Here is a 24754-nt window from a genome sequence, read left to right as displayed (position 1 = left end):
AGTAGAATTTTAAAGACGATGCTTAAAAGGATTTTTACATTAAAGAATTTTCTGAGATCATTGATGAGAGCTTTCATCTTTTTGATTGCTTTTTTTCTGCTCAAGCTTGTCTTTTATTTTTAGGATGGGAGGATGAGCAAGGCTTCAATATCATTGGTTTTACAATTTATTTCGCAGGCATTTTTTTAATGTATTTTATTTTAGACGGCAGAGATTATTCTTGGAGAGATGTGATTAAATTTAAAAAGATAAATAAAAACTAATGAATCCAAAACAGGTTGCAGATTATATGCTCGGTCAGGACTATTTTTCCCAATGGATGAGCATCAAACTGATTGAGGTAAAAGAAAATTACTGTTTAATAGAAATGCCCATCAAAAAAGATATGATTAACGGGCTGAAAACGGTTCACGGAGGGGTCACATTCGCTTTTGCAGATTCTGCACTGGCATTTTCGTCCAACAATTCCGGAGACGCAGCGGTTGCGCTAAATTGTATCATCAATTTCACGAAAGCCGGAAAAGAAGGCGATATTTTCAGAGCAGAAAGCACTTTGGTCAACAATACCAGAAAAACCGCTATTTACGATATTAAAATAACCAACCAGAATGATGATTTGGTGGCGAAATTCGTAGGAACAGTGTATAAAATCGGGAAAAAAGTGATTGAACTATAAGTTAAATTGAATGAAATATTTAGTAACATTTGTCTTAGTGTTTTTCCTAAGTTTTGTAAATGCTCAACAGCAAGGGATTAATGAGAACCTGAAGAAAGAATTAGATGAAATTCTTAGATTAGATCAAACTTACAGAAGACTGTTCGACAATGATATTACTGCTGAGAAAAAAAGCGAGATTCTAAAAGAATTAAATATCGACGAAAAAGATTTTGAGGAAAAACAATGGCAATTAGTCGTTGATATAGACACTCTGAATATGCGAAAAATTGACAAAATTATTTCTCAATACGGCTATCCAGGAAAATCTCTCGTTGGAGAACCTACTAATCGATCGGCTTGGTATGTCATCCAACATTCAAATAAAATCGGAAAATATTTACCAATCATTAAAAATGCAGGAAAACAAAAAGAAATACCTTTTACTTTAGCTGCGATGATGGAAGACAGGTTCTTAATGAACAGTGGAAAGGAACAAATTTACGGAACTCAGGGAGCTGGAGAATTCTTCATTAATAAAGATGGAAAGGAAGATTTTGTGAACTTCATTTGGCCCATAAAAAATGAGAAGAATGTTAATAAATTGCGCAAAGAAACCGGATTTAAAAATACAATAGAAGAAAATGCTAAAGATATGTTCGGAAAAGATTTCGTATACAAACCATTTTCTTTAAAAAAGGCTTTAAAATTAAGAAAGCAAGCATCAAATATTCAGTAAATTAAATAATAATTATTTCATTTTCAAATTCTCAAATTAACACATTTTCAAATTGAAATATCATGAACAACGTATACATCATAGATTATATCAGAACTCCCATTTCAAAATTAGGCGGAGGATTATCAGAAGTGAGAGCCGATGATTTGGCAGCAATCGTTCTTAAAGAAATTGTTGCAAGAAACCCTGAAGTTCCTGTTGAGGAAATTGAGGATGTTATTTTCGGATGCGCCAATCAGGCGGGTGAAGATAACAGAAACGTAGCAAGAATGGGACTTTTACTGGCTGGTCTTCCGTACAAAATTGGAGGCGAAACCGTCAACAGACTGTGCGCTTCAGGAATGTCGGCGGTTGCCAATGCTTTCCGTTCGATCGCTTCCGGTGAAGGTGAAATTTACATTGCGGGAGGAGTTGAACACATGACACGTTCGCCTTATGTCATGTCAAAACCAAGTACCGCTTTTGGAAGAGACAGCCAGATGTTTGACACCACTTTCGGATGGAGATTTGTAAATCCCAAAATGAAAGAAATGTATGGCGTTGACGCAATGGGCGACACTGCTGAAAATTTAGCAGAAATGCACAATATCAGCCGTGAAGATCAGGATAAATTTGCCCTTTGGTCACAGCAGAAAGCTACCAAAGCTCAGGAAAGCGGAAGACTGGCGGAAGAAATTGTAAAAGTTGAAATTCCACAAAGAAAGGGCGAGCCGAAAATCTTTGATACTGACGAATTTATAAAACCGACTTCGTCAATGGAAGGTTTAGGAAAACTTCGTCCTGCTTTTAAAAAAGAAGGCGGAACAGTAACTGCCGGAAACGCTTCAGGAATGAATGACGGTGCGGCAGCATTGATTTTAGCAAGCGAAGAAGCGGTAAAAAAATATGGTTTGAAGCCAAAAGCTAAGATTTTAGGTTCATCAGTGGCCGGTGTAGAGCCAAGAATTATGGGAATCGGACCAGTAGAAGCGACTCATAAAATTTTGAAAAGATTAAATCTTTCACTAGAAGATATGGATGTTATCGAACTGAACGAAGCGTTTGCCGCTCAATCTTTAGCGGTAACAAGAAGTTTAGGTTTACAAGATGATGATTCAAGAGTCAATCCAAACGGAGGCGCAATTGCAATTGGTCACCCACTTGGAGTTTCAGGAGCGAGAATTATTGGTTCTGCCGCATTGGAACTTCAAAAGCAAAATAAAAAATATGCGTTGTGTACACTTTGTATCGGTGTCGGTCAAGGTTATGCAATGGTGATTGAAAAAGTATAACTTTTTCAATCATTTACCAATATAACAATGTATCAGTGTAACAATTAGCGCAGTTTTCAATTGTTACGTTGGTAAACTGATGCATTGTTACACTAATTTTTTAACAAAAAATTTTATGAACATTTACTCATACCACGGCATTCGTCCCATCATTAAACCTTCCGCATATGTTCACCCGCAGGCGGTGATTATTGGTAATGTGGAAATCGGCGAAGAAGTTTATATCGGTCCGAACGCGGTTATCCGTGGGGATTGGGGTAAAATTATTGTGAAAGACGGTGCCAATGTTCAGGAAAACTGTACCCTTCATGTTTTCCCAGGAATTGAAACTATTTTGGAGGAATCGGCACACATCGGTCACGGAGCCATTATTCATTCCGGACACATCGGTAGAAACTGTTTAGTTGGAATGAACGCTGTTGTCATGGATAAAGCCGTTATCGGTGATGAATGTATTATCGGTGCATTGGCTTTTGTTCCTGCAAACTTTAGATGTGATTCGAGAAAATTAATTGTTGGAAGTCCTGCAAAAATCATCCGTGATGTTTCTGATGAAATGATTAAATGGAAAACAGAAGGAACAAAATTGTATCAGGAGTTAGCAAGAGAAGGAAAAGATGCGATTCTGCCTTGTGAACCTTTTACAGAATATGTTCAGCAAATTCCTACCAAGGTTGTTGATTACAGTATTTGGGATGACGTAAAATAATCAGATCTACGAAATTTAATATGAATAAAAAACTCCTCATTTTCGTCACGATTTTATTTACATTCCAATTCATGGTTTTTGCCCAGACTGAAAATGTAAAACCATTAACTATAGGAGAAATCAGAACTATAAAATCTGAAATTTTAAATGAAGACAGAACTCTAAACATCTATCTTCCGCAAAATTTCGATAAAACAAAATCATATCCAATCATCTATCTTTTGGATGGAAGTATGAACGAAGACTTTATCCATGTTACAGGATTGGTGCAGTTCTTCAACTTAATGTACGCAATGCCTGAAACGATCGTGGTTGGAATTGCAAATATTGACCGAAAAAGAGACTTTACTTTTCATACCGATTTAAAAGACTTACAGAAAGATTATCCTACAACCGGACATTCCGGTAAGTTCATTAATTTCTTGGAAAAGGAATTAAAACCTTATATCGAAAGTCAGTTCAAAACATCCGATAAATATTTATTTGGGCAATCGCTAGGCGGACTTTTAGCAACAGAAATCTTACTGAAAAAACCTGAAATGTTCAATAATTATTTTATCATCAGTCCGAGTTTGTGGTGGGATGATGAAAGTCTTTTGAAACAGGCGAATCAATTATTATCGAAAGGTTCTGATACAAAGAAATTCGTTTACCTTTCTGTCGGAAAGGGCGAGCATAAAGTCATGGTTAAACATGCAGAAGATTTATATGCTATCCTGAAAAAATCAAATAAGAAAAACTGGAGAGTAGAATATAAATTGATGGATTCAGACAATCACGCAACGATCCTTCACAGAAGTTTGTACGAAGGTTTGGTTAAATTCTATCCTTATCAGGAACCAAAATAACAGATTCATCTAAAATTGTATTTGTAATATGAAATTTAATTTCTGCATAATTTTCTTAACGGGTTTGCTTTTAAACAGTTGTAAATCTACATCTGCTTACAAGGATATTTCCTTCACAAAAAACCATGTAGGAAACGAAGTGAAATTAAATATTTTCACGCCTAAGAAAACTGATAAAAATTATCCTATTCTGATCTTTGTACACGGCGGAAACTGGAATACAGGAAATAAAAAGACCTACAATCTGATGGGTAAAAACTTTGCCCGCAAAAATATCATTGCCGTTATTCCGGATTATACGTTAAGTCCGAATGCTGACGTCGATCAAATGACGAAAGAGGTAGCTGCAGCGATACAGTTTACCAAAGAAAATGCTCAAAAATACAACGGAGATTCTCGAAAGATATTTGTTTCAGGACATTCAGCGGGCGGTCAGTTGGCGGCTTCTGCGGTCATGAATCCAAAATATCAAATTCCGGAAAATACAGTTTCAGGGATTGTTTTAATTGATGCTGCGGGAATTGATATGAAGAATTATCTGGAAAAAAATCCACCAACATCACAAAGTAATTATGATGTTACATGGAGCAAAGATCCGCAAAAATGGAAAGACGCTTCTCCGATCTATTTTATCAACGAAAAGACACCGCCTTTTTTGATTTATGTTGGTGAAAAAACGTATCCATCGATTAAAGTGGCCAATGAAAATTTTTTAAAAGCACTTCATCCTTATCAACCCAATGTAAAACCTGTTTTCATCAATAAAAAACATATTCCAATGGTGGTACAGTACTTTTTCCCCTGGAGCAAAAGATTTGATGAAACTTTGGAATTTATAAATAAATCGGAAAACTAAAATTTAAAATAAATCTAAAAATGTATCAGCAATTGGTAAACTGTTAAATTGATACATTGTTAAATTAAAATTATATGGAAAAATTAAAAAACTATATCCACGGCGAATGGATCGAAGGTACCGGAAACGGAATTCCTTTGTACAATGCCGTGACAGGAGAGCAAGTTGCTGTTTCTGATACGGAAGGGCTGAATTTTGAGCAGGCTCTTGATTACGGTAGAACAGTAGGTTACAAAAACCTTTCATCGATGACATTCTACGATCGTGGAGAAATGTTGAAAAAAGTAGCGCTTTACCTTTTAGAAAGAAAGAAAAAATATTACGACCTATCCTATAAAACAGGGGCAACTCATGCAGATTCTTGGGTAGATATTGAAGGAGGTTTTGGTACGTTCTTTACATACTCAGGATTGGCAAAAAGAATGCTTCCAAATACTCCGTTTTGGGTAGATGGAGAAACTCAGAAAATATCTGCCAACGGAACTTTTTTAGGAACTCACATTTTAACGCCAAGTGAAGGAGTTTCAGTGCAAATCAACGCTTATAATTTTCCTGTTTGGGGAATGTTGGAAAAATTGTCAACTTCTTTGTTGGCTGGTGTTCCTAGCATTGTAAAACCTTCGCCTTATGGTTCCTATTTAACGAATGCAGTTTTCCAGGATATGATTGAAAGTGGAGTACTTCCAGAAGGTGCGCTTCAATTGGTTTGTGGTGAACCGGGAAATATTTTAGATTATGTTCAGGATGGAGATTCAGTATTGTTCACAGGTTCTGCAACGACAGGGAAGAAATTAAAATCTTTACCTTCAGTTTCAGGAAATTCTGTTCGTTTCAATATGGAAGCAGATTCTTTGAACTGTTCAATTCTTGGATTGGATGCAAAACCGGGAACTCCGGAATTTGATTTATTTATCAAAGAAGTTCGTACCGAAATGACGACGAAAGCCGGACAGAAATGTACCGCAATCAGAAGAATTATCGTTCCGGAAAACTTAATTGGCGATGTTCAGAATGCTTTGTCTAAAGCTTTAGACCAGACAAAAATCGGAAATCCGTTAAGCAGAGATACAAGAATGGGTTCTTTGGTCGGAAAACAGCAGTATGACGAAGTTTTAAGAAAAGTAGACATTCTGAAAACTGAAAACGAACTGATTTACGACGGAAAACATGAATTGGTAGATGCAGATTACGAAAACGGTGCATTTATGTCTCCGAAATTATTCTTAAATGATTCTCCGTTCACTAAAAATATCTCTCACGATGTCGAAGCCTTCGGTCCGGTTTCTACCTTGATGCCTTACAAAGATGCGGAAGAAGCTGCAGCGTTGGCAAAAAGAGGAAAAGGAAGTCTTGTAGGATCAATTATTTCTCACGACGAGAAATTTGTAGCTGAAACTTCTTGGAAAATGGCTTCTCAGCACGGAAGAATTTTCGTTTTAAACAGAGACAATGCGAAAGAAAGTACAGGTCACGGTTCTCCACTTCCGACTTTAATGCATGGAGGTCCCGGTAGAGCAGGTGGCGGTGAAGAAATGGGTGGACTGAACGGTCTTCATTTCTTCCTTCAGAAAACGGCTATTCAAGGTTCGCCGGATATTTTGACGGCAATTACAAAAGTTTATCAGCAGGGAGCTGAGAAAAAATATTCTGATAAACATCCTTTCCAGAAATATTTTGAAGAAGTTGAAGTTGGTGATTCTCTGGAAACAGCAGGAAGAACGGTTACTGATGCAGATATCGTTAATTTCTCCAATGTTTCTTGGGATCATTTCTACGCACATACAGACGCAACGAGTTTATCAGGAACTATTTTCGATAAAACGGTTGCTCACGGATATTTCATTCTTTCTGCCGCAGCCGGACTGTTTGTTTCAGGCAAGAAAGGTCCTGTTATCGCCAATTATGGACTCGAAAACTGTTCGTTCTTCAAACCAGTTTATGCAGGAGATACAATTACGGTTTATTTAACGGCTAAAGAAAAAATCAACCGTGGAGTTAAGGGAAGAAACATTCCTTCCGGAGTTGTGAAATGGTTGGTAGAAGTTGTCAATCAAAGAGATGAGGTTGTTTGTGTTGCTACAATTTTAACTTTGGTGGCTAAACATTCTCCGTTTATTGATTTTAAAGTTCAGAATATTCAGAAAAAATTAAATGCTTTAACCGAAAAAACGCAGCCCGTTTTCGGAGATTTTACGCCGCAACTGATGGTGGAGCATTTGGAAGAAGTTTTGAGAAATGGTTTCGGCAATTTGAAACCGGAAGATTTCCCTGAAATTCCTGCCGAAAAATTAGAACTGCTTCAGGATTGGCTGTACACCGATAAAAAGATCCGTCCGGGAGCACAATATCCTTTATGGAAAGAAGGTGTAGTTCCTCAGAATAAAAATAAAAATCTGGACGCAGCTAAAACTCAGTTAATAGAAACATTAAGAGAGTTTACCGTTTATTTCAAAGAAAATCCTTTTGCGGAACACTATAATCCGAGATTCGGGCATTTGAATAAAGAGATGATGGAACTTTTCCAGAGAAAACATTTTACGCATCATTTTGAGCAGTTTGGATTGGTCTAATCTGAATGTACCAATGTAAAAATTTAGCAGTGTAACAGTTTTTGTTGCACTGTTTTTTTGCGCACAGATTTCACAGATTTGCACAGATTTTTTTATAAATTTATTTGAATAAACTTATGACTTACACAAAAACACAAGTACGATCAATAAAAATTAGAGATGATGAAAACTGAAAATGAATTAACTTTTCTTATTAGAAAATCTATTTTTGAGGTGTATAATAATCTTGGGTTAGGATTGCTGGAAAGTGTTTATGAGAAGGCTTTGATGATAGAACTTCAACTTCAGGGTTTGAATGTTAAATGTCAGATTCCCGTTTCTGTTTATTACAAAAATATCGATTTGGATCTAGGTTTTCGTGCGGATATAATTGTTGAAGAAAAAGTTATAGTTGAAATTAAATCAGTTGAAGAATTAAGCCCATTTCATCATAAACAACTGCTCAATTATTTGAAATTAACTATACTACATCTTGGAATTTTGGTTAATTTTAACACGCATCAGATCAATCACAATATTGTCAGAATGATTAATGGTTATTTGTAAAAAAATAACAAAACATTTGAATTACAATTAACATGAATTTTTCTGTGAAAATCTGTGTTATCCGTGCACGATTTAAAAATATTAAAAAATCAGCGAATTAAATATTATGCCCTGGAATCCCGACACCTACAACCAATTTAAAAACATCCGCTACCAACCTTTTTTCGATTTAGCAGAAAAAATTACACCTGAAGATCTCAAAAAAGCCATTGACATCGGCTGCGGAACCGGCGAGCAAACCAAAATTCTCTCAGATAAATTCCCTGATGCACAGTTTTTGGGAATCGATTCGTCTGCTGAAATGCTTCAAAAATCTTTGGAATTTAAAAACGAAAATTTAAGTTTTAAACAGGAAACAATCGAAGAATTATATAAATCGGATGAAAAATGGGATCTCGTTTTCAGTAATGCGGCTTTGCAGTGGTCTGATAATCATCAGAAACTATTTCCGAAATTACTTTCTTTATTAAGTGAAAACGGACAGTTTGCAGTACAAATGCCTGTGCAGAATGAGAATGTTTTAAACCAGATTTTAATTCAACTGGCTTCAGAAGAGCCTTTTAAAACTCAATTGAATGGCTTCAACAGAATTTCTCCTGTTTTGAGTTTGGATCAATATGCAAAAATGATGTTTGACTCAGGCTTGAAAGATTTGAATATCTCCGTCAAAGTCTATCCGATTGTTGCTAAAGACACTGAAGAGTTGTTTCAGTTTATTTCCGGTTCGGCTTTAATACCATATTTAGAAAGATTGAAAGAGCATGAGCAAGAACGGTTTACTACAGAATACAAAAAAAGAATTGCTGATAAATTTGAAAAGTTTCCGGCCATTTATGCTTTTAAAAGAATGTTGATGTATGGAAGAAAATAGATATGTAAAACAAAAAATCCCGGTCGCCCGGGAAATCTTGTTCATCATGTTTTAGAATCGTATGAAATAATCTTAATTTCAAAAAGAGTTTTCCTGGTGGTTTTTTTATTTTTTTATAACCTTGTGAGCTGAGGTTTCAGATTGTAGCAGATAGACTCCGCTGGGAAGTTCGGAGATATCGGTTCTATTCTCACCTTTTTGTATTTCAATAGTTTTTACTAAGGTTCCTGACTGATTATAAATCTCATACTTCCCCTTCTTTTCGGCGTTGATTGTCAATGGTCCTGAAGTAGGATTCGGATATATTTCAGATTGATTTTTACTGATATGATTTTCTTCAGAAGCAGACAGTACAATATTAGTATCTTTCACCCATGTAAAAGCATCAAAACCAGCATAGGTATAGGCGCCGCCACAGGTTATTTTCAACTCATCAATAATGGTATTGCTGTAATTCTGACCGTTTAAATTAGTTAAATCAATCAATGTATATCCGTTTGTTGTTCCTAAACCGGTAGCAAATCCGGTAGTTTTTGTCTGAGAAAATTTAGTAACACCGCTAAGCAATCCTGTTACCATTAAGGTACCGGATACTGTCTGGTTCAGACTTATATCTGACAGAAATATCCAGAATTTATTTGCTTTGAATAAATTGGATGTTGTTTTTACACTGAAAGAAGCACCTGATGAGATGTTTCCGGTACCTGAGTTATCAATATATCGGTTATCATTTCCGGTACCATTCCATCCTGTATTAGGATAATTACCCTGTATGTCAAATCCTCCAGTGTGTGTCAGTATGTTGAAAATCACTCCGTTATCGGTAAAGCTCGTACTTCCGTGCGATTCAGTTTCAAACTGTTCTGTACTGGTCTGTGCTAATGTAAAAACAGAGGCGAACAGACTACAGATTAAAAAGATAGTTGTTTTTTTCATGGTTGTAAATTTTGATTATGGTCTTGAAGGATAAATTCCTTGTACGCAGATAATGTAGTATAATCCTAAGTACGGCGGCATACTGTCAATCGGAACATTCTGTCCCTGGAACGAAACCGACTGTCCGCTGATAAGTGTGTCCGGATTTGCATTTGAGAAACCTGATACTGTAGTAAACTCTCTTCCGTTCGGAACTACCGGTATCGCAAGAGATGTGCTTGCAGAAGGTGCCGCAGAGTTGGCGTTGCCATTGACAACTTTTATCGGGCTTGTAAAGCTCGGTAAATTCGATACTGAAAGTGTTACTTGCGGTTTGCCTGCTGCTTCACCAAGTTGTACCGACTTTCCTGTGCTCGATTGTCCAGCTCCTACAGGAACTCTTCCGTTAAGATTGGGTAAGGCAAAAGTTGACATTCCGTCTCCTCCATACATAGTTCCCAGTAAAGAAAATAATGCTGAATTCTGAGAAATGGATAATAATCTTCCGTCGCAAGGTAAATATCCAACCGGTGCAAAATTACCTGCGAAAAGTTTGATGGTTGCCATTAATTCGTCCATAATAATAAGTTTTTTGGGTTAGTTTGTTAGGTCAAAGGTAAAACTTAACATAATTATTTTTTAGCGTAGAAATAACCAATTCGAGGATTCAGTATTTATACCTAATGATTTTTTTACCCGAACAATTGTTAGTATTTTTGTTTAAATCATATTTAAAAACAGATGAGCGATTTTGTAACATCAGAAATTAAAAACAATATTGCCGAAATCACTTTCGGAACTGCAAAAAGCAATGCTCTTCCAGGAGCCATTCTGGAAAAATTAGCCGAAACTATTCTTGAAGAAGGCGCAAAAAATGAGGTAAAAGCTATTCTTGTAAAAAGTGAAGGCGAAAAAGCGTTCTGTGCAGGAGCAAGTTTTGATGAACTTTTAGCCATTGAAGAACTGGAAGCTTCAACTAAATTCTTCGGTGGTTTTGCAAAGGTTTTAAATGCCATGAGAAACTGCGGTAAAATTGTTGTGGTAAGAGTTCAGGGGAAAACTACGGGAGGTGGAGTAGGCTTGGCTTGCGGTGCAGATTACTGTTTTGCAACAAAAGATTCTGCTTTGGCTTTGACGGAAATCAATTTAGGAATCGGACCTTTCGTAATCGGGCCTTACGTTGAAAGAAAAATCGGGAAGTCTCAGTTTTCTGCCATGGCGATTGATGCAGATTTCAGATCAGCAGAATGGGCTGAGCAGCACAATATCTACCACTCAGTTTCTGATACCGTTGCAGAGATGGATTCTAAATTATATAAATTCTTAAACACATTATCCACCAGAAGCGAAGATGCTTTGGCTTTAATTAAAAAAGTGTCATGGGAAGGAACGGAGCATTTTAATGAACTGATGCCAGCCAGAATTCACATGAGTGCAAGTTTGATTCTGGAAGATTCTGCCAAGAAAAATATAGAAGCGATTAAAGAAAGATTAAGAGCTAAATAATTGATAGAAAGCGTTGTCAGAATTAAAACTGACAACGCTTTTTTTTATTTTTGATATTCCGATTTTAAAAGAGAATATAATACGGAATCTTCAAAAACGCCATCCACCAAATAATGTCCGCGTGTAATTCCTTCTTTTGAAAAGCCGTAATGCTCCAGAAGCCTTTTGGAAGGTGTATTGGCGTCATCGATTAATGCTTCAATCCGATTGAGATCCAATTCTTCAAAACCAAATTCAAGTACTTTTCCGAGGGCTTCTTTCATGTAGCCTTTGCGTTTGAATTCTTCCAAAAACAAATCATAACCTACTTCCGCACGGTGATGTTGAGGATTCCAGGTATGAAAACTGATGTTACCGATTTTTTTACCGCTTTGTTTTTCTACAATTTTAAAACTCAGTATTTTTCTGTTGTAAGATTCGTAACCGTAATGATTTATTTTTTTCTGTCGGATAAATTCTTCCTCATCCGTAATGCCCAAAATTTCCTTAATTTTTTCATCATCATTCAATTCAAAAATCTCGATCATCTTTTTTGGATCCAGCTTCAGAAGGATGAGGCGTTCTGTTTCTAATCTTTCAAATGTCATTTTTTTATTTTTTTTATTCCCGCTGATCGTTCATATTTTGCAGATTAAATTGTGTCGAAAATAGTCTGCTTTATCCCTAAAATCTGCGTGAGTTGTTGATTCTAATCATGTAGATTTAAAGTTTTTCTCATTCGCCCATCTTTTTGCCCTTTTGCATAACTAATTTTTCAAAGTAAATCTATTGTGACTTTTGTGGTTTATCCAACCTAACTCTTCAATAAATTAATCGAAACCGTCGCCAGATGAGAATTAGGAAACTTCCTGAACAGTTCTTTATCTATTTTTAAATCTGTTTCCAGGCAAATCTTTTTAAATACATCGACTTCCAGAATATATTGATCTGAAAAACCATGCGTCGCCTCATAAGCCGTTGCCGGAGTTCTTCCCAAATTTTCAGCGGTCAGTTTTGAATCCAAAGCATGAAGTTCGATAATGAGAAGTCCGTTTTTTTGAATATAGGGAAGCCAAAGTTCGAGATGTTCTTTCAAACTTTCTTCAACTAAATTATTAGGTAATCTCTTTCCACTATGGGCAAAGGCTCCGGACGAAGTGCTGATTCTTTCAGGCTGACTGTTTTCGGGAGCTTTCCATACTCTGTTGTGATCTAAAAATGTTCTTATATTTAGTAAATCTGAAAGTTCAATTTCATAATTTTCCCTTAAATCATCTGCCAACTGTTTAGGATTTCCAATGTCGCCCCAGATTACTTTTGCCCAGATATCATTGTTGATAAGGTTGGCTCGGGTAACTTTCAAAGCTGCCTGATTGTAATCTGCACCCACCAGAAACAGAGGATGTTCTTCCAGCATTTTCCCACGAAGCGTGTATCTTTCAATCGTTTCAAAAATGTGTTGGATAAAGGCACCATTTCCGCAACCCATATCCAAAACACCTTTTGGTTGCAGATGAATCGGTTGATTAAAAATCTGAATAATAAAATCGTTCGCCACTTTAAAGTAATTGGAATGCGAACCGCCGCTTCCCCAGACGTTCATCGCCCTGTCAACGTGAATTTCATCTTCGCCATCGGCAATTTCTCTTATTTTAGAAGCGTTTCCAAATAAAAGATCATCCATTTTATTCAACAGCGGAAGATAGGAAACCGTAACGCCGTACGACGCTGCTCTTTTGGCAAAGTAAATTCCCGTTTCGGTAAATTTGTAGTTTTCGCCGGTCTTTTTAAACCAGTTTAAATAAGTCAGAAAGTCCAGAATCACTTCAAAATTATCTGAGTTTTTGTGAAACTCTGCCGCCTGAAAAGAAGTCTCCATAAAATATTTATGAAACATTCCTGTCATACTCAAATAAACGATGACTGGGCCGATGATACAACCCTCGATATGTTTTAAAATCAGTTCCTGTACAGTTTTTTCTTCCAAATCATCAGAAAGCTGAATTCCAAAAGTACTTTTAACAGAATTGCTCAATTGGGAAAACTCTTCAATAAAAGAATTTTCGTTGATCTGATTTTTAATATCGGTTGAAAGCTTTAGAAACGGAATGACTTTCAAATAAAGCAAACTGTATTTCTGGAGAAACGGTGTTCTGTTATTCGCTGAAATTGTAATACTGTCATTTTTATTATCAACATTATAACTTAGAAATCCTTGTGATGCCAAAGCCCGGACTGCTACATTCAGATAACCTTCATTAGCCCCAAATTCTTCCGAAAGCTCATTCAGCAATATTTTTTCACGCTGAATAATCAGAGAAATAATTTCCTTTTTTATTAGCGATGCCACGATGGGAGCGGTTACCACGCCATCCAGATGCTTAAAAATCTCAGACCTCAGAAGTTCCTTATCCATACAATATGTTTTTTCTAAAATAAAAAATTTAGATAAATATTTTAAAAAAAGTTTTGCTGTTTAAAAATTAAACATAACTTTGCAATTCAAAGTTCTTTTATATGGAATCAAAAAACTATCACGAAGACTTATCACACATCCGTTCTATGATGGAACGGTCGTCACGTTTTATTTCACTGAGTGGCCTGTCGGGAGTAGTGGCAGGTTTGGCTGCCATGATTGGTGCGGCTTATGTTTTTTTTGTTTTTAAAAGAGAGGGAATCGATTATTTTGATGGCGACAGAAATATTTTCAGCAAAGCTTTGGTGCAGGAACTTGTTGTAATCGGAGTGGTAATTTTGGTTGTTGCGATTGCTAGCGGATACATTTTTACTGCCAACAAAAGCAAAAAGAAGGGACTGAAAATCTGGGATGCCACGACAAAAAAACTGCTTTTTGCATTTGCTATTCCTTTAGTCACCGGAGGGCTTTTCTGTCTCGGACTATTGTATCATCATTTATTCGTTTTGGTCGCTCCGGCAACATTGATTTTCTACGGATTGGCTTTGGTAAGTGCTGAAAGATATACTTTGACGGATATAAAATATTTAGGCTATTGCCAGATTGTTTTAGGATTGCTTTCCTTCCTGTTTTTAGGTTGGGGATTGGTGGCTTGGACGATTGGCTTTGGGGTTTTACATATTGTGTATGGATTGATTATGCATAGGAAATACAAGTAAATGGTAGCCTTCTATATCCTTTTTATTGGCATTTTTGTTTTCGGTATTTCGGCTGTATTGTTTAAAAAGAGTAAGAGAAAATTTTTAATAAGTGGAATTGCCACTGCGATTCTTTCTCCTTTAATTTATTTTGCATTTGTTATTTGTATCATTTATTCATTAACAACAGAAAAACGTCGGGAATTTCATAGAGAAGACTGGATTCTTGTGGGTGAAGATATCAATAAAAGATTAAGCAGATTCGAAATGGTTGACGATCTGATTGATAGCAAAATTGTAGTTAAAAAAGATAGTTTAGAGGTGATCAAAATCCTGGGAGCACCCGACTCAAGAGACAAAGAAAATAATAAATGGACCTATGAAGCTGGAACAGGTGGAGGTTTCGGTTTTGTAGATCACTACTTAGATATTTATTATGATGAAAATTTTGAAGCCGTAAAAGTTGAACACCGCAGAATCGAAGATTAAATAATAAATAGTAAAATGATCAACATTTCAAAACTCAACAAAGAATTCGAAAGCCGTGTAAGATTGGGCATCATGTCCGTTCTGATGGTCAACGACTGGGTTGATTTTTCTGAAATGAAAAACCTTCTGGAGATTACAGACGGCAACATGGCAAGCCACAGCAACGCTTTGGAAAAAGCCAGTTATATTGAAGTGAAAAAAGAATTTGTAGGCAAAAAACCAAAGACTTCTTACCGTGTAACTCAATCCGGAAGAACAGCTTTCACACAACATTTAGATGCACTGGAAAAATTAATAGGAAGATAAACACTATATTTTTTTTGAAAATTAGCTTTGAAATACAAAGTACTTTAATGGATTAAAATTAAAAATTATGATGACAAAACAACAAAAAACAGCTCTTATTTTCGCTATTCCTTCAATTTTGATAGTAGCAGCTTTCATTGCAAATTACGTGGTAGAAGGCTTTAACTGGACGGGTTCAGACTTCCTGATCGCCGCAATTTTACTCTTCGGAACAGCCTCATTTATTTACATGATTTTGAATTCAAAACTTTCAGTGAGAGCAAAAACTATGATTTCCATCGTCATCGTTCTTATTCTGATGGTTATTTGGGTTGAAATGGCTGTAGGTCTTTTCGGATCACCAATCGCTGGGAGCTAAATGTAGTCGAAAGGATTTTAAGGTAATAAGTTTCACGCAGATTGAGCTGATTCGGCAGATTTACAAGCAGTTTAAAATCTGCTAAATCCAAAAAATCTGCGAGAGATAAAATCATCACAAAAAAATTTTAGCATGACCAGAAAATATTTCCTCAAAAGACTGTTACAGCTTTCCGCGGTCGGGGCTGTGCCGTTCCTTTATTCATGGCAGATCGAACCGTTTTGGGTAGAGTTTGTACAAAGAAAACTGCCCACTAGAAATTTACCTAAAGAACTGGAAGGTAAAATTCTGATGCAGATTTCAGATTTACACGTCGGCGACCGTTTCGACTGGAATTTCCTCATCGAATCTTTCCAAAAGGCCAAAAACTTTAATCCCGATTTTGTAGTCTACACCGGAGATTTCGTCAATCACGGAACGCCCGAAGATCACAAAAGCCTCAAAAAAGTAATGGCAGAAGCTGTTTACGGAAGTTTAGGAACATTCGGTATTCTGGGAAATCACGATTATGGAGTGAAATTTAGGGATGTTGGAACTTCAGAAATTATCTGTGAAATTCTTAAAGACAGCGGTGTTACAATGATTAACAATACTCAGAAAGATTGCCATGGCTTAAATCTGATCGGCTTCGACGACTTATGGTCGCCCAATTTTGATCCAATGAAAGTCATGAAAGATTACGATCCTTCAAAAGCCAATTTAGTTCTCTGTCACAATCCCGATGTCTGCGACAAAGACGTATGGAATGGCTATCAGGGCTGGATTCTCAGCGGCCATACCCATGGCGGACAGTGTACAATTCCCGGAATCATAACCCCAATTCTTCCCGTCAAAAACAGAAAATATATTTCCGGAGAAATTGATCTGCAGGATGGAAGAATGCTCTACATCAACCGCGCGATTGGGCATTCTTATCAGGTGAGATTTATGGTGAGGCCCGAGATTACGGTTTTTAAATTAACTCAAGCTTAAAACTTTAAAAAGTATGAAACTGATATTAACAATTATTGCCTTAGGGTTATTGGTTATTACAATTTTTAATGTGGATTATCCCTTAAAAGATAAAACATTGTATGGAATGTATGTAAATACAAATTATCAAAATCCTATTTGTTGTGTTGAAGCACCTCATGAATCAGATACTTTGATTTTGCACAGCGATGGAAATTTTGAAAGCAGATTTTTCGGTAGAGGACAATTTGAAATGAGTAATGGAATTAGTCCGCGAATTGAACTTCATTATAAAAGTTTTGGAGAATCGGCTTTTTTCAGCACTTATTTTTCAAACGAACTTTTCGGGGAGACTAAAATTATTTTGAATGCAGATATGAATCATGTTTACACAAAAATCAACTAAAATCATGAAAAATTCAACCATCAAAAACATCGGAAATTACACGTTTTGGCTTTGTTTCATTCTCGGCAACATCTGCCTTTTCGGGAATATCATTACAAAAAATATCGATTTTGCGCTCTGCGGTTTTGTTTTGCTATATCTTGCGTCGGCTCTCAATCTGCTGATTATTTTTGGATTATTGATTTACGGTTTTTTTTGTCGCAGCCAGCTCCCCAACTGTTTTTCTGCATCCGCAATTCTCTGCATCAACATCCCAATCGCAGCTCTTTACACCTATATCGGACTCACTTTAAATTCTATTTAATTTTTTTTGGGCGCCTTTATCCGCCCTCCACTCCCGCTTTTTTGTGCCTTGGCTCTTCCCATCGCTTACAAAAAGAGCTCCGTTCAGGTCGGGGCGCGTGCAATTCAACGTTGTATCCTCTTCACTTTAAAAATTAAAATTATGAAAAAATTACGCGTAAAATTCCTGCTTTTCGTTTACGACAAAACACAAAAACTCTATAGAAAATACTTCAAAAAGAAGAAAAGACAGTGGCAGTTTAATGAAAAACAGCTTTTGGAATTTGAAAAAGATTCTCTTGGCAGAAAACTCGGTGAATTCTACAAAAAACACGGCTTCACCATGATCCCAAAAATGGAAAACCACGACGTACATCATCTGATTACCGGTTGCGGCACCAACTTCGAAGACGAAATCGCCATGCAGTTTCTCCTCCTCGGAAACGGAAAACTCAACGCTCATCTTTTGGCAGCCATTGTTTTAGGAAGCATCATCCTACCTGAATATCACAAAATTTACAAAAATGCCTACCAAAAAGGAAAATCAATGCGTGCCTTCCATCACATCGACTTCGAAGAACTTCTCTGGCAAAATTTCGAAAACGTAAAAGACTTTTTCCGACAGAAAGAAACTCATGTTTTATTTTAACACCCAACACCAAACACCCAACATCCAGCATGCAGTATCCAACACCCATAATCCAACACCCATAATCCAACACTATGAAAACACATCACTATATCATCCTCTCAACACTCATCTTCGTTATTGTCTTTTACAACGAAGACGTCGGTCTCAACCTCGGGATTTTAGGAATTTCCTATGCGTTTTTAACCTTTTTTAAAACGCCACAGAAAAACAAAACCGGAATATTTTATTTTGCATCAGTTACCACTATTTTATCATCCGTTGCATTTGCCTGGTATGCCGATGCTCCTTCGTTTTTTGCGGTAGCTTCATCACTTTTCCTGCTGTCGTACCGTTCTAAAGAGAAAAGAATGAAAACTTTTATGATTGTTCCCGTTTTCATCAGCAGTTTTTTCACTTCCATCTGCAGGATTTTGAGCATCAACGGCTGGATGCCGAAACGGAAAGTTCCGGGTTTGTGGCAGAAAATTTTAGCCTTTTTTGTAATTCCATTTGTTTTTGCTTTGATTTTCTTTGGAATTTATTCTGCGGGAAGCGATTCTTTCGCAGGTGTTTTCAGCAATGTAAGTTTAGATTTCAGCCTTTGGCAGATTTTTGTGCTTTCAGTTTTAGGATTTTTCATCGCGTTCAACTTTTATAATTTCGCTGTGGAAAGGATTCTCTACAAAAACAATTCTACTTTAGATAACGAATTTTCAAAAAGCAGAATAGACCAAAAACCAACATTTTCGTTTCTTGATTTTAATTCTGAAAGAGCAAGCGGTATCGTTTCTCTGGCTGTTCTGAACATTATGCTCATCTTTTTTATTGCCACTTACACTTACGAGCAGTTTTACCAAACCGAAAAATCACCAAATTACATGTCTGAAGAAACGCACAACAGGGTAGAAGCGGTGATTTGTTCAATTGTGATGGCGATTATGGTCATTATGTTTTATTTTAAATCGAATTTTAATTTTGACCCAAAATCATACTGGCTAAAAGTTTTAGCTAAATTGTGGATTGTTTTAAATCTGATTTTACTTCTCGTAACAGCTGCTAAAAACACGGAATATCTTATTCTTCATGCATTTACCTACAAAAAACTTGGGGTGTATGCTTTCCTTATACTTTCCGCTGTGGGGCTGATTGTTACTTTCATTAAAATTCAGAAAAAGAAAACCAATGCATACTTATTCAACTCGATGATCTGGGCTTTTTATGGAACAGTTTTGGCTTGCTCTTTCATCAACTGGGGCGGATTGATCACGTTGCAAAACAGCAGGAGAAGCGATTTTGCCATCAATTTTCATCTTCAGTCCATCAGCTTCAGCGAAAAACAATTGCTGAAATACGCAAAAGAAAAAAACGACGCACAACTTTTGAAAGAAGTTATTTTTAAAATCGAAGAGCAGAAAAAGAAAACGTTTCTCTCTAAAAATCTCTTCTATGAAACCACCAAAACTAAATAATATGAAATTTTTACCCATAGCCATTGTATTTCTCTTTTTAAATTCTTGTCAGAAAGAAAAAACCGAAACTTCGGATCAAACTGTTGCCAGTGATTCTTTAACTGTGAATGAGCAGGCTTCTGGTGAAAATGCGGAAGAAACTGCAGCGGTAAGAATGAAAGATTCTATGATCAATAATGCTCCCAAAACGAAAGAAGTTCTTGAGACTGGCGTTATGCGTGAAGAAAAAGACAGAGTAATCATACGGATGGCAGACGGGCAGAGAACCCCGATTACCATTGGTGAAAAATTTACAGAAAAGCATGACAAACTTATTCTGAAGATCACAGATTTCTCTAAGCCCCAGATTAAGGCTTCAATAAAGGTAAAAGATTCTAAGCAAAATATAAGAATCAATCAGATTAAAATGCCGGATGGCTCGATGGATGGACCTTTTGGGAAAGATCTTGTTCACGACGTAAAAGGAAAAGGTGAGGTGTGGATCATCATCGGAAAAAACAATATGGCAGATGGAGCAACCGTGGGAGACTTTTCGGTTACCGTTGAATAAAAGTGGTATACTTTCTGCTCACCATCATCAAAAATGTATTTAAAATGAAAAATATATTAGCCACAGCAATTATTGCATCAACTGTTTTAGTAAGCTGCGGAACCGTGCAGTCAATCGTTCAAAACACGTTTCCATACACTACTAATGTACTAATTTCTACCGGAGTACCGGCGGATAAAGAGGTAGCTTCAACGTCAACGGCAACTAATGTGCAGACATGGTTTGGCGGGAATAACAATGCGCAGATTAAAGATGTAAGGCTTTCTGATGCTAAAATTTCAGTAGCCTCCCCCGTGGGCGGAAATTTAAGCGCACTGAAGTCTGTAAAGATTTATATTTCATCAGATGGAACAGGCGAAAAGCTGGTTGCTTCAAGATCTGATATTTCCACCAGCGCATCAAGTATTAATCTGGACTTAAACAATGATGCCGGATTTTTAGATTCTGTAGTGAAAAGTTCCGGCGTAACTGTTAAAACGGTTTATCAGCTGAAAAACCAAACCATATCAGACATGAATCTTAAAGTTGCTCTGAATTTCAGCAGTGTTCCTGTAAGATAATTGCAGTAAGACCTGTTTAAACATACAAAAAATGTCTTTCAAAATTCTTGAAAGACATTTTTTTATAGATTTCTGATATAAATTATTTTATGCCTACCAGCTCTACATCAAAAATAATGGTAGCTCCGGGAGGTATAGCGCCGCCTGCTCCCTGCTCGCCGTAAGCCAGCTCAGAAGGGATGTAAAATCTGTACTTCGATCCTTTGCTCATCAGCTGGATACCTTCTGTCCATCCTTTAATTACTGCACCCAGGTTAATATCCATTGGTGCGCCGCCGTTTTTATCTGTAGAATCGAACACCGTTCCGTCAAGCAGTTTTCCTGTATACTTTACCTGCACTGTGCTTGTTGCTGCAGGTTTTGTTTTGCCGTCACCTTCCTGCAAAACTTCGTACTGAAGACCTGAAGCGGTAGTTTTCACTTTTGCATTTTGTTTGTTTTTAGCAAGAAATTCCAGGCCTTTTTTCTTGTTTTCGCCTGCTTTTGCAGAAGCTTCAGCCTGTTTTTTTTCACCCTGCTTTTGCATAAAAGATTGCATAAAAGTATTCATTTCAGCTTCAGGAAATAATTTGGTTTTACCTTCCATATCTTCTTTGATTGCCTGAGCCAAAAGGTCTGCGTCTACTTTAAAACCTTCTCTCTTCATATTTTGAGCGATATTTAACCCAATATAATATGATGCTTTCTGATCATCTGTGTACTTGTCTGCAGACTTCTGTTCGGTTGCCTGCTTTTCGTTTTTCTGAGCGCAGGAAACGCTGAATATGGCTACGCATAACAACGCAATAGTTTGTTTTTTCATTTTATAAACCTTAAATTGATAAGGGTACAAAACTAATGATAATTGTGGAAATTTGTTGATAACTAAATAAAAATACTTTCCCATTAATGAGAAAGCATTTGTAGATTTTTTGATGCCTGTAATGTCTGTTTAATAATGATTAAAAAAATTAAGGCATTTTTCTTTTCCCAACCCTAAATGGTAAAAAAATGCCTTGAAATTTCATCAAAATTAATTCCATGTCATCCTGAGCTTTTCGAAGGAAGGATCGGGGAAATTGATTTTGATGAAATTTAAACAAGCTCTATGGATTTACTCCTGAACTATCTAATTAATTTTATATATAGATAATTCTGCTGAATTGTCATTTAGCAAAGAAACATTCAGTCCACCCTGAACCAATCCAAAACGTAATCTGTCATTAGCTTTTAACTGATAAATATGGCTGATTTGACCCTGGGTTAATGTGATATTTACGCCCAAATTTATGGAACCTACTACTAGCGGTATCGTTACGTCAAGCAAGTTGACTCCTCCAAACTCTCTGTAATCTAATAATGTGGAGGTTGTAGCGCTGGTTCCTTCTCTTTTGGTAATTGCTACTCCCGGCGGGTTTGCTGAAAGTAACTGTGCGGAGATACCTTGCCCATTTCTGAAACTGAAGTTGATATGATATAATCCATCAGAAGGAACTACATACTCGTTATTATTTATTTGCGAGGAAGGAATTTCAACAGTTGCAGCAACACTTGTAGTGTTTAGTGGTATATAGTTGAAAGATGTTGAAAAAAGATTTGATAAGGATAGGCTTAGCAGTCCTATATTTCCTCTGAATTTTGCGGCATATGCTCCGCTGCCAGATGTGCCACCCGTTGGTACAGCCGGTCCGTCTGGTAATAGCTGCCAGGTTCCGTTATCCACACCGTTGGGTTCCATTGCATCATATAAAAAAAGTCCGCGGGTTAAAACTCCTGAAGTTTTAGGATCTGTGATGGTGGCAGGTTGGGTTACATAAACGATTGAGCCATTTTGTGCGCTGCCGTAAGCAGCAGATTTTGCTCTGAGTTCGTCACCTGTGAGTCGTGGCGGAATAAATCCGTCAGGGACAGTAGTGGTTGTGGGTTTGCCTACCACATCTAAAGTGGCTCTTGGATTCTCAGTATTAATCCCTACCTGTGCGCTTATGCTGTAGCTTAATAAAAAAGCAGCGAGCAAAATGTAACGTTTTTTCATAAGATTTAAGTTTTAGTGGTGTTAAATTAGTCAAATTTATTAAAACTAAATCAAAAATTATGCAATTATGTTACATTATTTATTATAATATCACATTATTAATATATAATCTGTAATAGTGTGTTTTTGTAACTATCAATGGTTACCTCCAGACATGGTGATTTTTAGATGGAAATTAGGACAAAAAAAATCTCAAATTTTCTTTGAGATTCAGCTTTTCGTTATTGTATCCATAACAATGGTGACGGGGCCGTCATTTATAAGGGAAACCTTCATATTTGCTCCGAAAATTCCGCTTTGGGTTTTTAAACCCGATTTTGAAATTTCAGATTTAAAATATTCAAACAGCGGTATCGCCTTATCAGGTTTTGCAGCTTTAATAAAGGAGGGCCGGTTTCCTTTTTTATAGTCCGCTATTAAAGTAAACTGACTGATGCAGAGGATCTCACCAGAAATATCCTGAACAGAAAGATTGAGTCTGTCATTTTCATCTCCAAACACCCTTAGATTCAGAATCTTCTGTATAAGCCAGTCTGCATCTGCTTTTTCATCACTTGCATCAATTCCGATGAGGAGCATAAGTCCTTTTGTAATTTCACCTGTAATTCTACCATCAACCTTTACGCTCGCTTCAGAAACTCTTTGGATAACTGCTTTCATTCAAAAGTAAATATTTAAGACATTTGTTGAAGCGTCGTAATTATAAAGATAAGTTTTGGGAGGAAGTGAAGTAACGGAGGTGGGGTTACCTGTCAATAAAATCCATGTGGCATTATCTTTGGGACAGATAATGCTGATATTGTCTTTCACTTCAAGTGTAGTATTGGTGTCTGGGCATAGGTGAGGTGCATTTCTGTCATATACTTTAAATGTGTTTCCGGAGCCGCGTACAATGATCAGACCGCGCGTTCCAGACTGCTGTTCGTTTACATAAATCCATCCTTGTGGTTGTGTGAGATTGAAGTAGGCAGGGAGGTTAAGATTTAAAGAAACATTCACCGGAGCATTGGGAAAACAACTTACCGTATCATTGGTACTTCTGCAGGAATTTAGGCTTAAATTACTGAAAATCAGAATTGTTGAAATTATGATCAGCGAAAAAGTTTTTTTCATTTGAATTGAAATTTTTATATATTTGTAAAAGAATAACGATTAACACGCTAAAACATTGTCCGACAAATGTCGGATTATTTTTTTATACTAAAACAAAATTTTAAAATTATGGCAAGCTATGTAACAAAGGAAGGATTGGATAAAATGAAAGCCGAGCTTGAGCAATTAGAAAAAATTGAAAGACCGAAAATTACTCAGCAGATTGCAGAAGCGAGAGATAAAGGAGATTTGTCTGAAAACGCAGAATATGACGCTGCAAAAGAAGCACAGGGAATGCTGGAAATGAGAATTTCTAAACTGAAGGATATTGTGACCACTTCTAAAGTAATAGACGAAACTCAGCTGGATACCTCAAAAGTTTCTATTCTTACCACTGTAAAACTCTTGAACAACGATACCAAAAAAGAGCAGGTTTTTAAACTGGTTCCGGACAATGAAAGTGACTTGAAAACAGGTAAAATCTCTGTAAATACACCTATTGCCAAAGGATTATTAGGAAAAGTGATTGGTGAAACAGCAGAAATCGTTTTGCCAAATGGAAATAAACTTTCTTTCAAGGTTTTAGATATTTCTCTTTAAACCATTATATATTAAACTCAAAAAAATGAGCTCAATATTTACAAAAATCATCAACGGAGAAATTCCGGCTTACAGGATTGCAGAAGATGAAAATTTTATCGCATTTCTTGATGCAATGCCTTTGGTGAAAGGGCATACTTTGGTGATTCCGAAAAAGGAAGTTGATCTGATTTTTGATCTGGACAGTGAGGAGTACAAAAACCTCTGGGCATTTGCTCAGAACATTGCCAGAAAGGTGAAAAATGCAGTTCCCTGCGTACGGGTGGGCGTGGCGGTAGTTGGGCTGGAAGTTCCTCATGCCCATATCCATCTCATCCCATTAAATAAGGTAGAAGATATGAACTTCAAAAACGAAAGACTGAAACTTTCATCTGAAGAATATACAGAAATTCAAAATTCAATTATAAATTCTTAAATAATATAGACAGTCGTAAAAAAGAAATTTTTTGCGATTTTCTTTCATAATA

Annotated in this window: 31 protein-coding genes; 23 read left to right on the top strand and 8 right to left on the bottom strand. The window is 36.6% G+C overall.

The window, feature by feature from the left end:
* The first annotated feature begins 262 nt into the window (after window positions 1-262).
* The 9 genes from ASG31_RS00345 to ASG31_RS00305 all read left to right on the top strand — a co-directional run bounded on the left by ASG31_RS00345 (window position 263) and on the right by ASG31_RS00305 (window position 9065).
* Entirely contained in the window at window positions 263-676 is a 414-nt protein-coding gene (locus ASG31_RS00345; RefSeq protein WP_056026489.1) for a PaaI family thioesterase, read from the top strand.
* 10 nt (window positions 677-686) lie between these two features.
* Window positions 687-1394 (top strand): DUF6624 domain-containing protein, encoded by a 708-nt coding sequence (locus ASG31_RS00340; RefSeq protein WP_082504383.1) that lies wholly within the window; start codon window positions 687-689, stop codon window positions 1392-1394.
* Between the two features lie 62 nt (window positions 1395-1456).
* Window positions 1457-2665, top strand: coding sequence for a 3-oxoadipyl-CoA thiolase (gene pcaF, locus ASG31_RS00335; protein WP_056026484.1), 1209 nt, complete (start codon window positions 1457-1459; stop codon window positions 2663-2665).
* Between the two features lie 115 nt (window positions 2666-2780).
* Entirely contained in the window at window positions 2781-3374 is a 594-nt protein-coding gene (locus ASG31_RS00330; RefSeq protein WP_056027995.1) for a transferase hexapeptide repeat family protein, read from the top strand.
* A 20-nt stretch (window positions 3375-3394) separates the two neighbouring features.
* Window positions 3395-4222, top strand: coding sequence for an alpha/beta hydrolase (locus tag ASG31_RS00325; RefSeq protein WP_056026482.1), 828 nt, complete (start codon window positions 3395-3397; stop codon window positions 4220-4222).
* 28 nt (window positions 4223-4250) lie between these two features.
* A complete protein-coding gene (locus tag ASG31_RS00320) occupies window positions 4251-5078 on the top strand; it encodes an alpha/beta hydrolase (protein WP_056026480.1) in 828 nt (275 codons plus the stop codon).
* 74 nt (window positions 5079-5152) lie between these two features.
* Entirely contained in the window at window positions 5153-7648 is a 2496-nt protein-coding gene (gene paaZ, locus ASG31_RS00315) for a phenylacetic acid degradation bifunctional protein PaaZ (RefSeq protein ID WP_056026477.1), read from the top strand.
* Between the two features lie 159 nt (window positions 7649-7807).
* Entirely contained in the window at window positions 7808-8194 is a 387-nt protein-coding gene (locus tag ASG31_RS00310; RefSeq protein ID WP_317038648.1) for a GxxExxY protein, read from the top strand.
* A gap of 106 nt (window positions 8195-8300) precedes the next feature.
* Entirely contained in the window at window positions 8301-9065 is a 765-nt protein-coding gene (locus ASG31_RS00305) for a methyltransferase domain-containing protein (RefSeq protein WP_056026472.1), read from the top strand.
* Window positions 9066-9170: 105 nt separating this feature from the next.
* On the opposite strand, the gene ASG31_RS00300 is transcribed toward ASG31_RS00305, so the two are convergent.
* Both ASG31_RS00300 and ASG31_RS00295 read right to left on the bottom strand, forming a co-directional pair.
* Window positions 9171-10001, bottom strand: a complete 831-nt coding sequence (locus ASG31_RS00300) for a T9SS type A sorting domain-containing protein (RefSeq protein ID WP_056026468.1) — start codon at window positions 9999-10001, stop codon at window positions 9171-9173.
* A gap of 15 nt (window positions 10002-10016) precedes the next feature.
* Window positions 10017-10559 carry a phage tail protein gene (locus ASG31_RS00295; protein ID WP_056026464.1) on the bottom strand — a complete coding sequence of 181 codons (543 nt, stop codon included), beginning with the start codon at window positions 10557-10559 and terminating at the stop codon, window positions 10017-10019.
* Between the two features lie 162 nt (window positions 10560-10721).
* Here ASG31_RS00295 and ASG31_RS00290 point away from each other — a divergent pair, with 162 nt between their 5' ends.
* A complete protein-coding gene (locus ASG31_RS00290) occupies window positions 10722-11486 on the top strand; it encodes an enoyl-CoA hydratase/isomerase family protein (protein ID WP_056026461.1) in 765 nt (254 codons plus the stop codon).
* 44 nt (window positions 11487-11530) lie between these two features.
* Here ASG31_RS00290 and ASG31_RS00285 read toward each other — a convergent pair whose 3' ends face one another.
* Window positions 11531-12073 (bottom strand): GNAT family N-acetyltransferase, encoded by a 543-nt coding sequence (locus tag ASG31_RS00285; protein WP_056026458.1) that lies wholly within the window; start codon window positions 12071-12073, stop codon window positions 11531-11533.
* 206 nt (window positions 12074-12279) lie between these two features.
* Window positions 12280-13881, bottom strand: coding sequence for a class I SAM-dependent methyltransferase (locus tag ASG31_RS00280; protein ID WP_056026456.1), 1602 nt, complete (start codon window positions 13879-13881; stop codon window positions 12280-12282).
* 101 nt (window positions 13882-13982) lie between these two features.
* Here ASG31_RS00280 and ASG31_RS00275 point away from each other — a divergent pair, with 101 nt between their 5' ends.
* The 11 genes from ASG31_RS00275 to ASG31_RS00225 all read left to right on the top strand — a co-directional run bounded on the left by ASG31_RS00275 (window position 13983) and on the right by ASG31_RS00225 (window position 20581).
* The gene (locus tag ASG31_RS00275) at window positions 13983-14600 is read left to right on the top strand and encodes a hypothetical protein (protein ID WP_056026453.1); all 618 of its coding nucleotides are present in this window, start codon (window positions 13983-13985) and stop codon (window positions 14598-14600) included.
* On the top strand, window positions 14601-15068 hold the full coding sequence (locus ASG31_RS00270) for a hypothetical protein (protein ID WP_056026450.1): 468 nt from the start codon (window positions 14601-14603) through the stop codon (window positions 15066-15068). It abuts the gene before it with no gap.
* Window positions 15069-15083: 15 nt separating this feature from the next.
* The gene (locus ASG31_RS00265) at window positions 15084-15374 is read left to right on the top strand and encodes a winged helix-turn-helix domain-containing protein (protein ID WP_056026443.1); all 291 of its coding nucleotides are present in this window, start codon (window positions 15084-15086) and stop codon (window positions 15372-15374) included.
* A 67-nt stretch (window positions 15375-15441) separates the two neighbouring features.
* Window positions 15442-15732, top strand: a complete 291-nt coding sequence (locus ASG31_RS00260) for a hypothetical protein (RefSeq protein WP_131725475.1) — start codon at window positions 15442-15444, stop codon at window positions 15730-15732.
* Window positions 15733-15864: 132 nt separating this feature from the next.
* A complete protein-coding gene (locus tag ASG31_RS00255; protein ID WP_056026437.1) occupies window positions 15865-16704 on the top strand; it encodes a metallophosphoesterase in 840 nt (279 codons plus the stop codon).
* Window positions 16705-16717: 13 nt separating this feature from the next.
* Window positions 16718-17089, top strand: coding sequence for a hypothetical protein (locus ASG31_RS00250; RefSeq protein WP_056026434.1), 372 nt, complete (start codon window positions 16718-16720; stop codon window positions 17087-17089).
* Window positions 17090-17093: 4 nt separating this feature from the next.
* Window positions 17094-17393, top strand: coding sequence for a hypothetical protein (locus ASG31_RS00245; RefSeq protein ID WP_056027993.1), 300 nt, complete (start codon window positions 17094-17096; stop codon window positions 17391-17393).
* Between the two features lie 141 nt (window positions 17394-17534).
* The gene (locus tag ASG31_RS00240) at window positions 17535-18020 is read left to right on the top strand and encodes a Coq4 family protein (protein ID WP_056027991.1); all 486 of its coding nucleotides are present in this window, start codon (window positions 17535-17537) and stop codon (window positions 18018-18020) included.
* 74 nt (window positions 18021-18094) lie between these two features.
* Window positions 18095-19471 carry a DUF4153 domain-containing protein gene (locus ASG31_RS00235; RefSeq protein WP_056026431.1) on the top strand — a complete coding sequence of 459 codons (1377 nt, stop codon included), beginning with the start codon at window positions 18095-18097 and terminating at the stop codon, window positions 19469-19471.
* Complete coding sequence (locus ASG31_RS00230; RefSeq protein WP_131725474.1) at window positions 19449-20021, top strand: hypothetical protein; 573 nt, start codon at window positions 19449-19451, stop codon at window positions 20019-20021. The genes ASG31_RS00235 and ASG31_RS00230 overlap by 23 nt, the downstream gene beginning before the upstream one ends.
* A 44-nt stretch (window positions 20022-20065) precedes the next feature.
* Window positions 20066-20581 (top strand): hypothetical protein, encoded by a 516-nt coding sequence (locus tag ASG31_RS00225; protein WP_056027989.1) that lies wholly within the window; start codon window positions 20066-20068, stop codon window positions 20579-20581.
* Window positions 20582-20663: 82 nt separating this feature from the next.
* Here ASG31_RS00225 and ASG31_RS00220 read toward each other — a convergent pair whose 3' ends face one another.
* The 4 genes from ASG31_RS00220 to ASG31_RS00205 all read right to left on the bottom strand — a co-directional run bounded on the left by ASG31_RS00220 (window position 20664) and on the right by ASG31_RS00205 (window position 23708).
* Window positions 20664-21383, bottom strand: coding sequence for an FKBP-type peptidyl-prolyl cis-trans isomerase (locus ASG31_RS00220; protein WP_056026425.1), 720 nt, complete (start codon window positions 21381-21383; stop codon window positions 20664-20666).
* Between the two features lie 306 nt (window positions 21384-21689).
* Complete coding sequence (locus ASG31_RS00215; RefSeq protein WP_056026422.1) at window positions 21690-22595, bottom strand: hypothetical protein; 906 nt, start codon at window positions 22593-22595, stop codon at window positions 21690-21692.
* 210 nt (window positions 22596-22805) lie between these two features.
* Window positions 22806-23255, bottom strand: coding sequence for a D-aminoacyl-tRNA deacylase (dtd, locus tag ASG31_RS00210; RefSeq protein WP_056026419.1), 450 nt, complete (start codon window positions 23253-23255; stop codon window positions 22806-22808).
* Window positions 23256-23708, bottom strand: a complete 453-nt coding sequence (locus tag ASG31_RS00205) for a hypothetical protein (RefSeq protein WP_056026416.1) — start codon at window positions 23706-23708, stop codon at window positions 23256-23258.
* Window positions 23709-23816: 108 nt separating this feature from the next.
* Between ASG31_RS00205 and greA the strand changes: the two genes are divergently transcribed.
* Both greA and ASG31_RS00195 read left to right on the top strand, forming a co-directional pair.
* Complete coding sequence (gene greA / locus ASG31_RS00200; protein ID WP_056026414.1) at window positions 23817-24287, top strand: transcription elongation factor GreA; 471 nt, start codon at window positions 23817-23819, stop codon at window positions 24285-24287.
* A gap of 25 nt (window positions 24288-24312) precedes the next feature.
* Complete coding sequence (locus ASG31_RS00195) at window positions 24313-24702, top strand: HIT family protein (RefSeq protein WP_056026409.1); 390 nt, start codon at window positions 24313-24315, stop codon at window positions 24700-24702.
* Window positions 24703-24754 lie beyond the last annotated feature (52 nt).

Source organism: Chryseobacterium sp. Leaf404, from assembly GCF_001424145.1.
Classification (GTDB): Bacteria; Bacteroidota; Bacteroidia; order Flavobacteriales; family Weeksellaceae; genus Chryseobacterium.
This window is presented reverse-complemented; position numbering and strand designations above follow the sequence as displayed.

What these genes read in the sequence shown, in the direction of transcription:
- ASG31_RS00345 (WP_056026489.1), top strand. Translation starts at nt 263, where the DNA reads ATGAATCCAAAACAGGTTGCAGATTATATGCTCGGTCAGGACTATTTT.
- ASG31_RS00340 (WP_082504383.1), top strand. Translation starts at nt 687, where the DNA reads ATGAAATATTTAGTAACATTTGTCTTAGTGTTTTTCCTAAGTTTTGTA.
- pcaF (WP_056026484.1), top strand. Translation starts at nt 1,457, where the DNA reads ATGAACAACGTATACATCATAGATTATATCAGAACTCCCATTTCAAAA.
- ASG31_RS00330 (WP_056027995.1), top strand. Translation starts at nt 2,781, where the DNA reads ATGAACATTTACTCATACCACGGCATTCGTCCCATCATTAAACCTTCC.
- ASG31_RS00325 (WP_056026482.1), top strand. Translation starts at nt 3,395, where the DNA reads ATGAATAAAAAACTCCTCATTTTCGTCACGATTTTATTTACATTCCAA.
- ASG31_RS00320 (WP_056026480.1), top strand. Translation starts at nt 4,251, where the DNA reads ATGAAATTTAATTTCTGCATAATTTTCTTAACGGGTTTGCTTTTAAAC.
- paaZ (WP_056026477.1), top strand. Translation starts at nt 5,153, where the DNA reads ATGGAAAAATTAAAAAACTATATCCACGGCGAATGGATCGAAGGTACC.
- ASG31_RS00310 (WP_317038648.1), top strand. Translation starts at nt 7,808, where the DNA reads ATGATGAAAACTGAAAATGAATTAACTTTTCTTATTAGAAAATCTATT.
- ASG31_RS00305 (WP_056026472.1), top strand. Translation starts at nt 8,301, where the DNA reads ATGCCCTGGAATCCCGACACCTACAACCAATTTAAAAACATCCGCTAC.
- ASG31_RS00300 (WP_056026468.1), bottom strand. Translation starts at nt 10,001, where the DNA reads ATGAAAAAAACAACTATCTTTTTAATCTGTAGTCTGTTCGCCTCTGTT.
- ASG31_RS00295 (WP_056026464.1), bottom strand. Translation starts at nt 10,559, where the DNA reads ATGGACGAATTAATGGCAACCATCAAACTTTTCGCAGGTAATTTTGCA.
- ASG31_RS00290 (WP_056026461.1), top strand. Translation starts at nt 10,722, where the DNA reads ATGAGCGATTTTGTAACATCAGAAATTAAAAACAATATTGCCGAAATC.
- ASG31_RS00285 (WP_056026458.1), bottom strand. Translation starts at nt 12,073, where the DNA reads ATGACATTTGAAAGATTAGAAACAGAACGCCTCATCCTTCTGAAGCTG.
- ASG31_RS00280 (WP_056026456.1), bottom strand. Translation starts at nt 13,881, where the DNA reads ATGGATAAGGAACTTCTGAGGTCTGAGATTTTTAAGCATCTGGATGGC.
- ASG31_RS00275 (WP_056026453.1), top strand. Translation starts at nt 13,983, where the DNA reads ATGGAATCAAAAAACTATCACGAAGACTTATCACACATCCGTTCTATG.
- ASG31_RS00270 (WP_056026450.1), top strand. Translation starts at nt 14,601, where the DNA reads ATGGTAGCCTTCTATATCCTTTTTATTGGCATTTTTGTTTTCGGTATT.
- ASG31_RS00265 (WP_056026443.1), top strand. Translation starts at nt 15,084, where the DNA reads ATGATCAACATTTCAAAACTCAACAAAGAATTCGAAAGCCGTGTAAGA.
- ASG31_RS00260 (WP_131725475.1), top strand. Translation starts at nt 15,442, where the DNA reads ATGATGACAAAACAACAAAAAACAGCTCTTATTTTCGCTATTCCTTCA.
- ASG31_RS00255 (WP_056026437.1), top strand. Translation starts at nt 15,865, where the DNA reads ATGACCAGAAAATATTTCCTCAAAAGACTGTTACAGCTTTCCGCGGTC.
- ASG31_RS00250 (WP_056026434.1), top strand. Translation starts at nt 16,718, where the DNA reads ATGAAACTGATATTAACAATTATTGCCTTAGGGTTATTGGTTATTACA.
- ASG31_RS00245 (WP_056027993.1), top strand. Translation starts at nt 17,094, where the DNA reads ATGAAAAATTCAACCATCAAAAACATCGGAAATTACACGTTTTGGCTT.
- ASG31_RS00240 (WP_056027991.1), top strand. Translation starts at nt 17,535, where the DNA reads ATGAAAAAATTACGCGTAAAATTCCTGCTTTTCGTTTACGACAAAACA.
- ASG31_RS00235 (WP_056026431.1), top strand. Translation starts at nt 18,095, where the DNA reads ATGAAAACACATCACTATATCATCCTCTCAACACTCATCTTCGTTATT.
- ASG31_RS00230 (WP_131725474.1), top strand. Translation starts at nt 19,449, where the DNA reads ATGAAACCACCAAAACTAAATAATATGAAATTTTTACCCATAGCCATT.
- ASG31_RS00225 (WP_056027989.1), top strand. Translation starts at nt 20,066, where the DNA reads ATGAAAAATATATTAGCCACAGCAATTATTGCATCAACTGTTTTAGTA.
- ASG31_RS00220 (WP_056026425.1), bottom strand. Translation starts at nt 21,383, where the DNA reads ATGAAAAAACAAACTATTGCGTTGTTATGCGTAGCCATATTCAGCGTT.
- ASG31_RS00215 (WP_056026422.1), bottom strand. Translation starts at nt 22,595, where the DNA reads ATGAAAAAACGTTACATTTTGCTCGCTGCTTTTTTATTAAGCTACAGC.
- dtd (WP_056026419.1), bottom strand. Translation starts at nt 23,255, where the DNA reads ATGAAAGCAGTTATCCAAAGAGTTTCTGAAGCGAGCGTAAAGGTTGAT.
- ASG31_RS00205 (WP_056026416.1), bottom strand. Translation starts at nt 23,708, where the DNA reads ATGAAAAAAACTTTTTCGCTGATCATAATTTCAACAATTCTGATTTTC.
- greA (WP_056026414.1), top strand. Translation starts at nt 23,817, where the DNA reads ATGGCAAGCTATGTAACAAAGGAAGGATTGGATAAAATGAAAGCCGAG.
- ASG31_RS00195 (WP_056026409.1), top strand. Translation starts at nt 24,313, where the DNA reads ATGAGCTCAATATTTACAAAAATCATCAACGGAGAAATTCCGGCTTAC.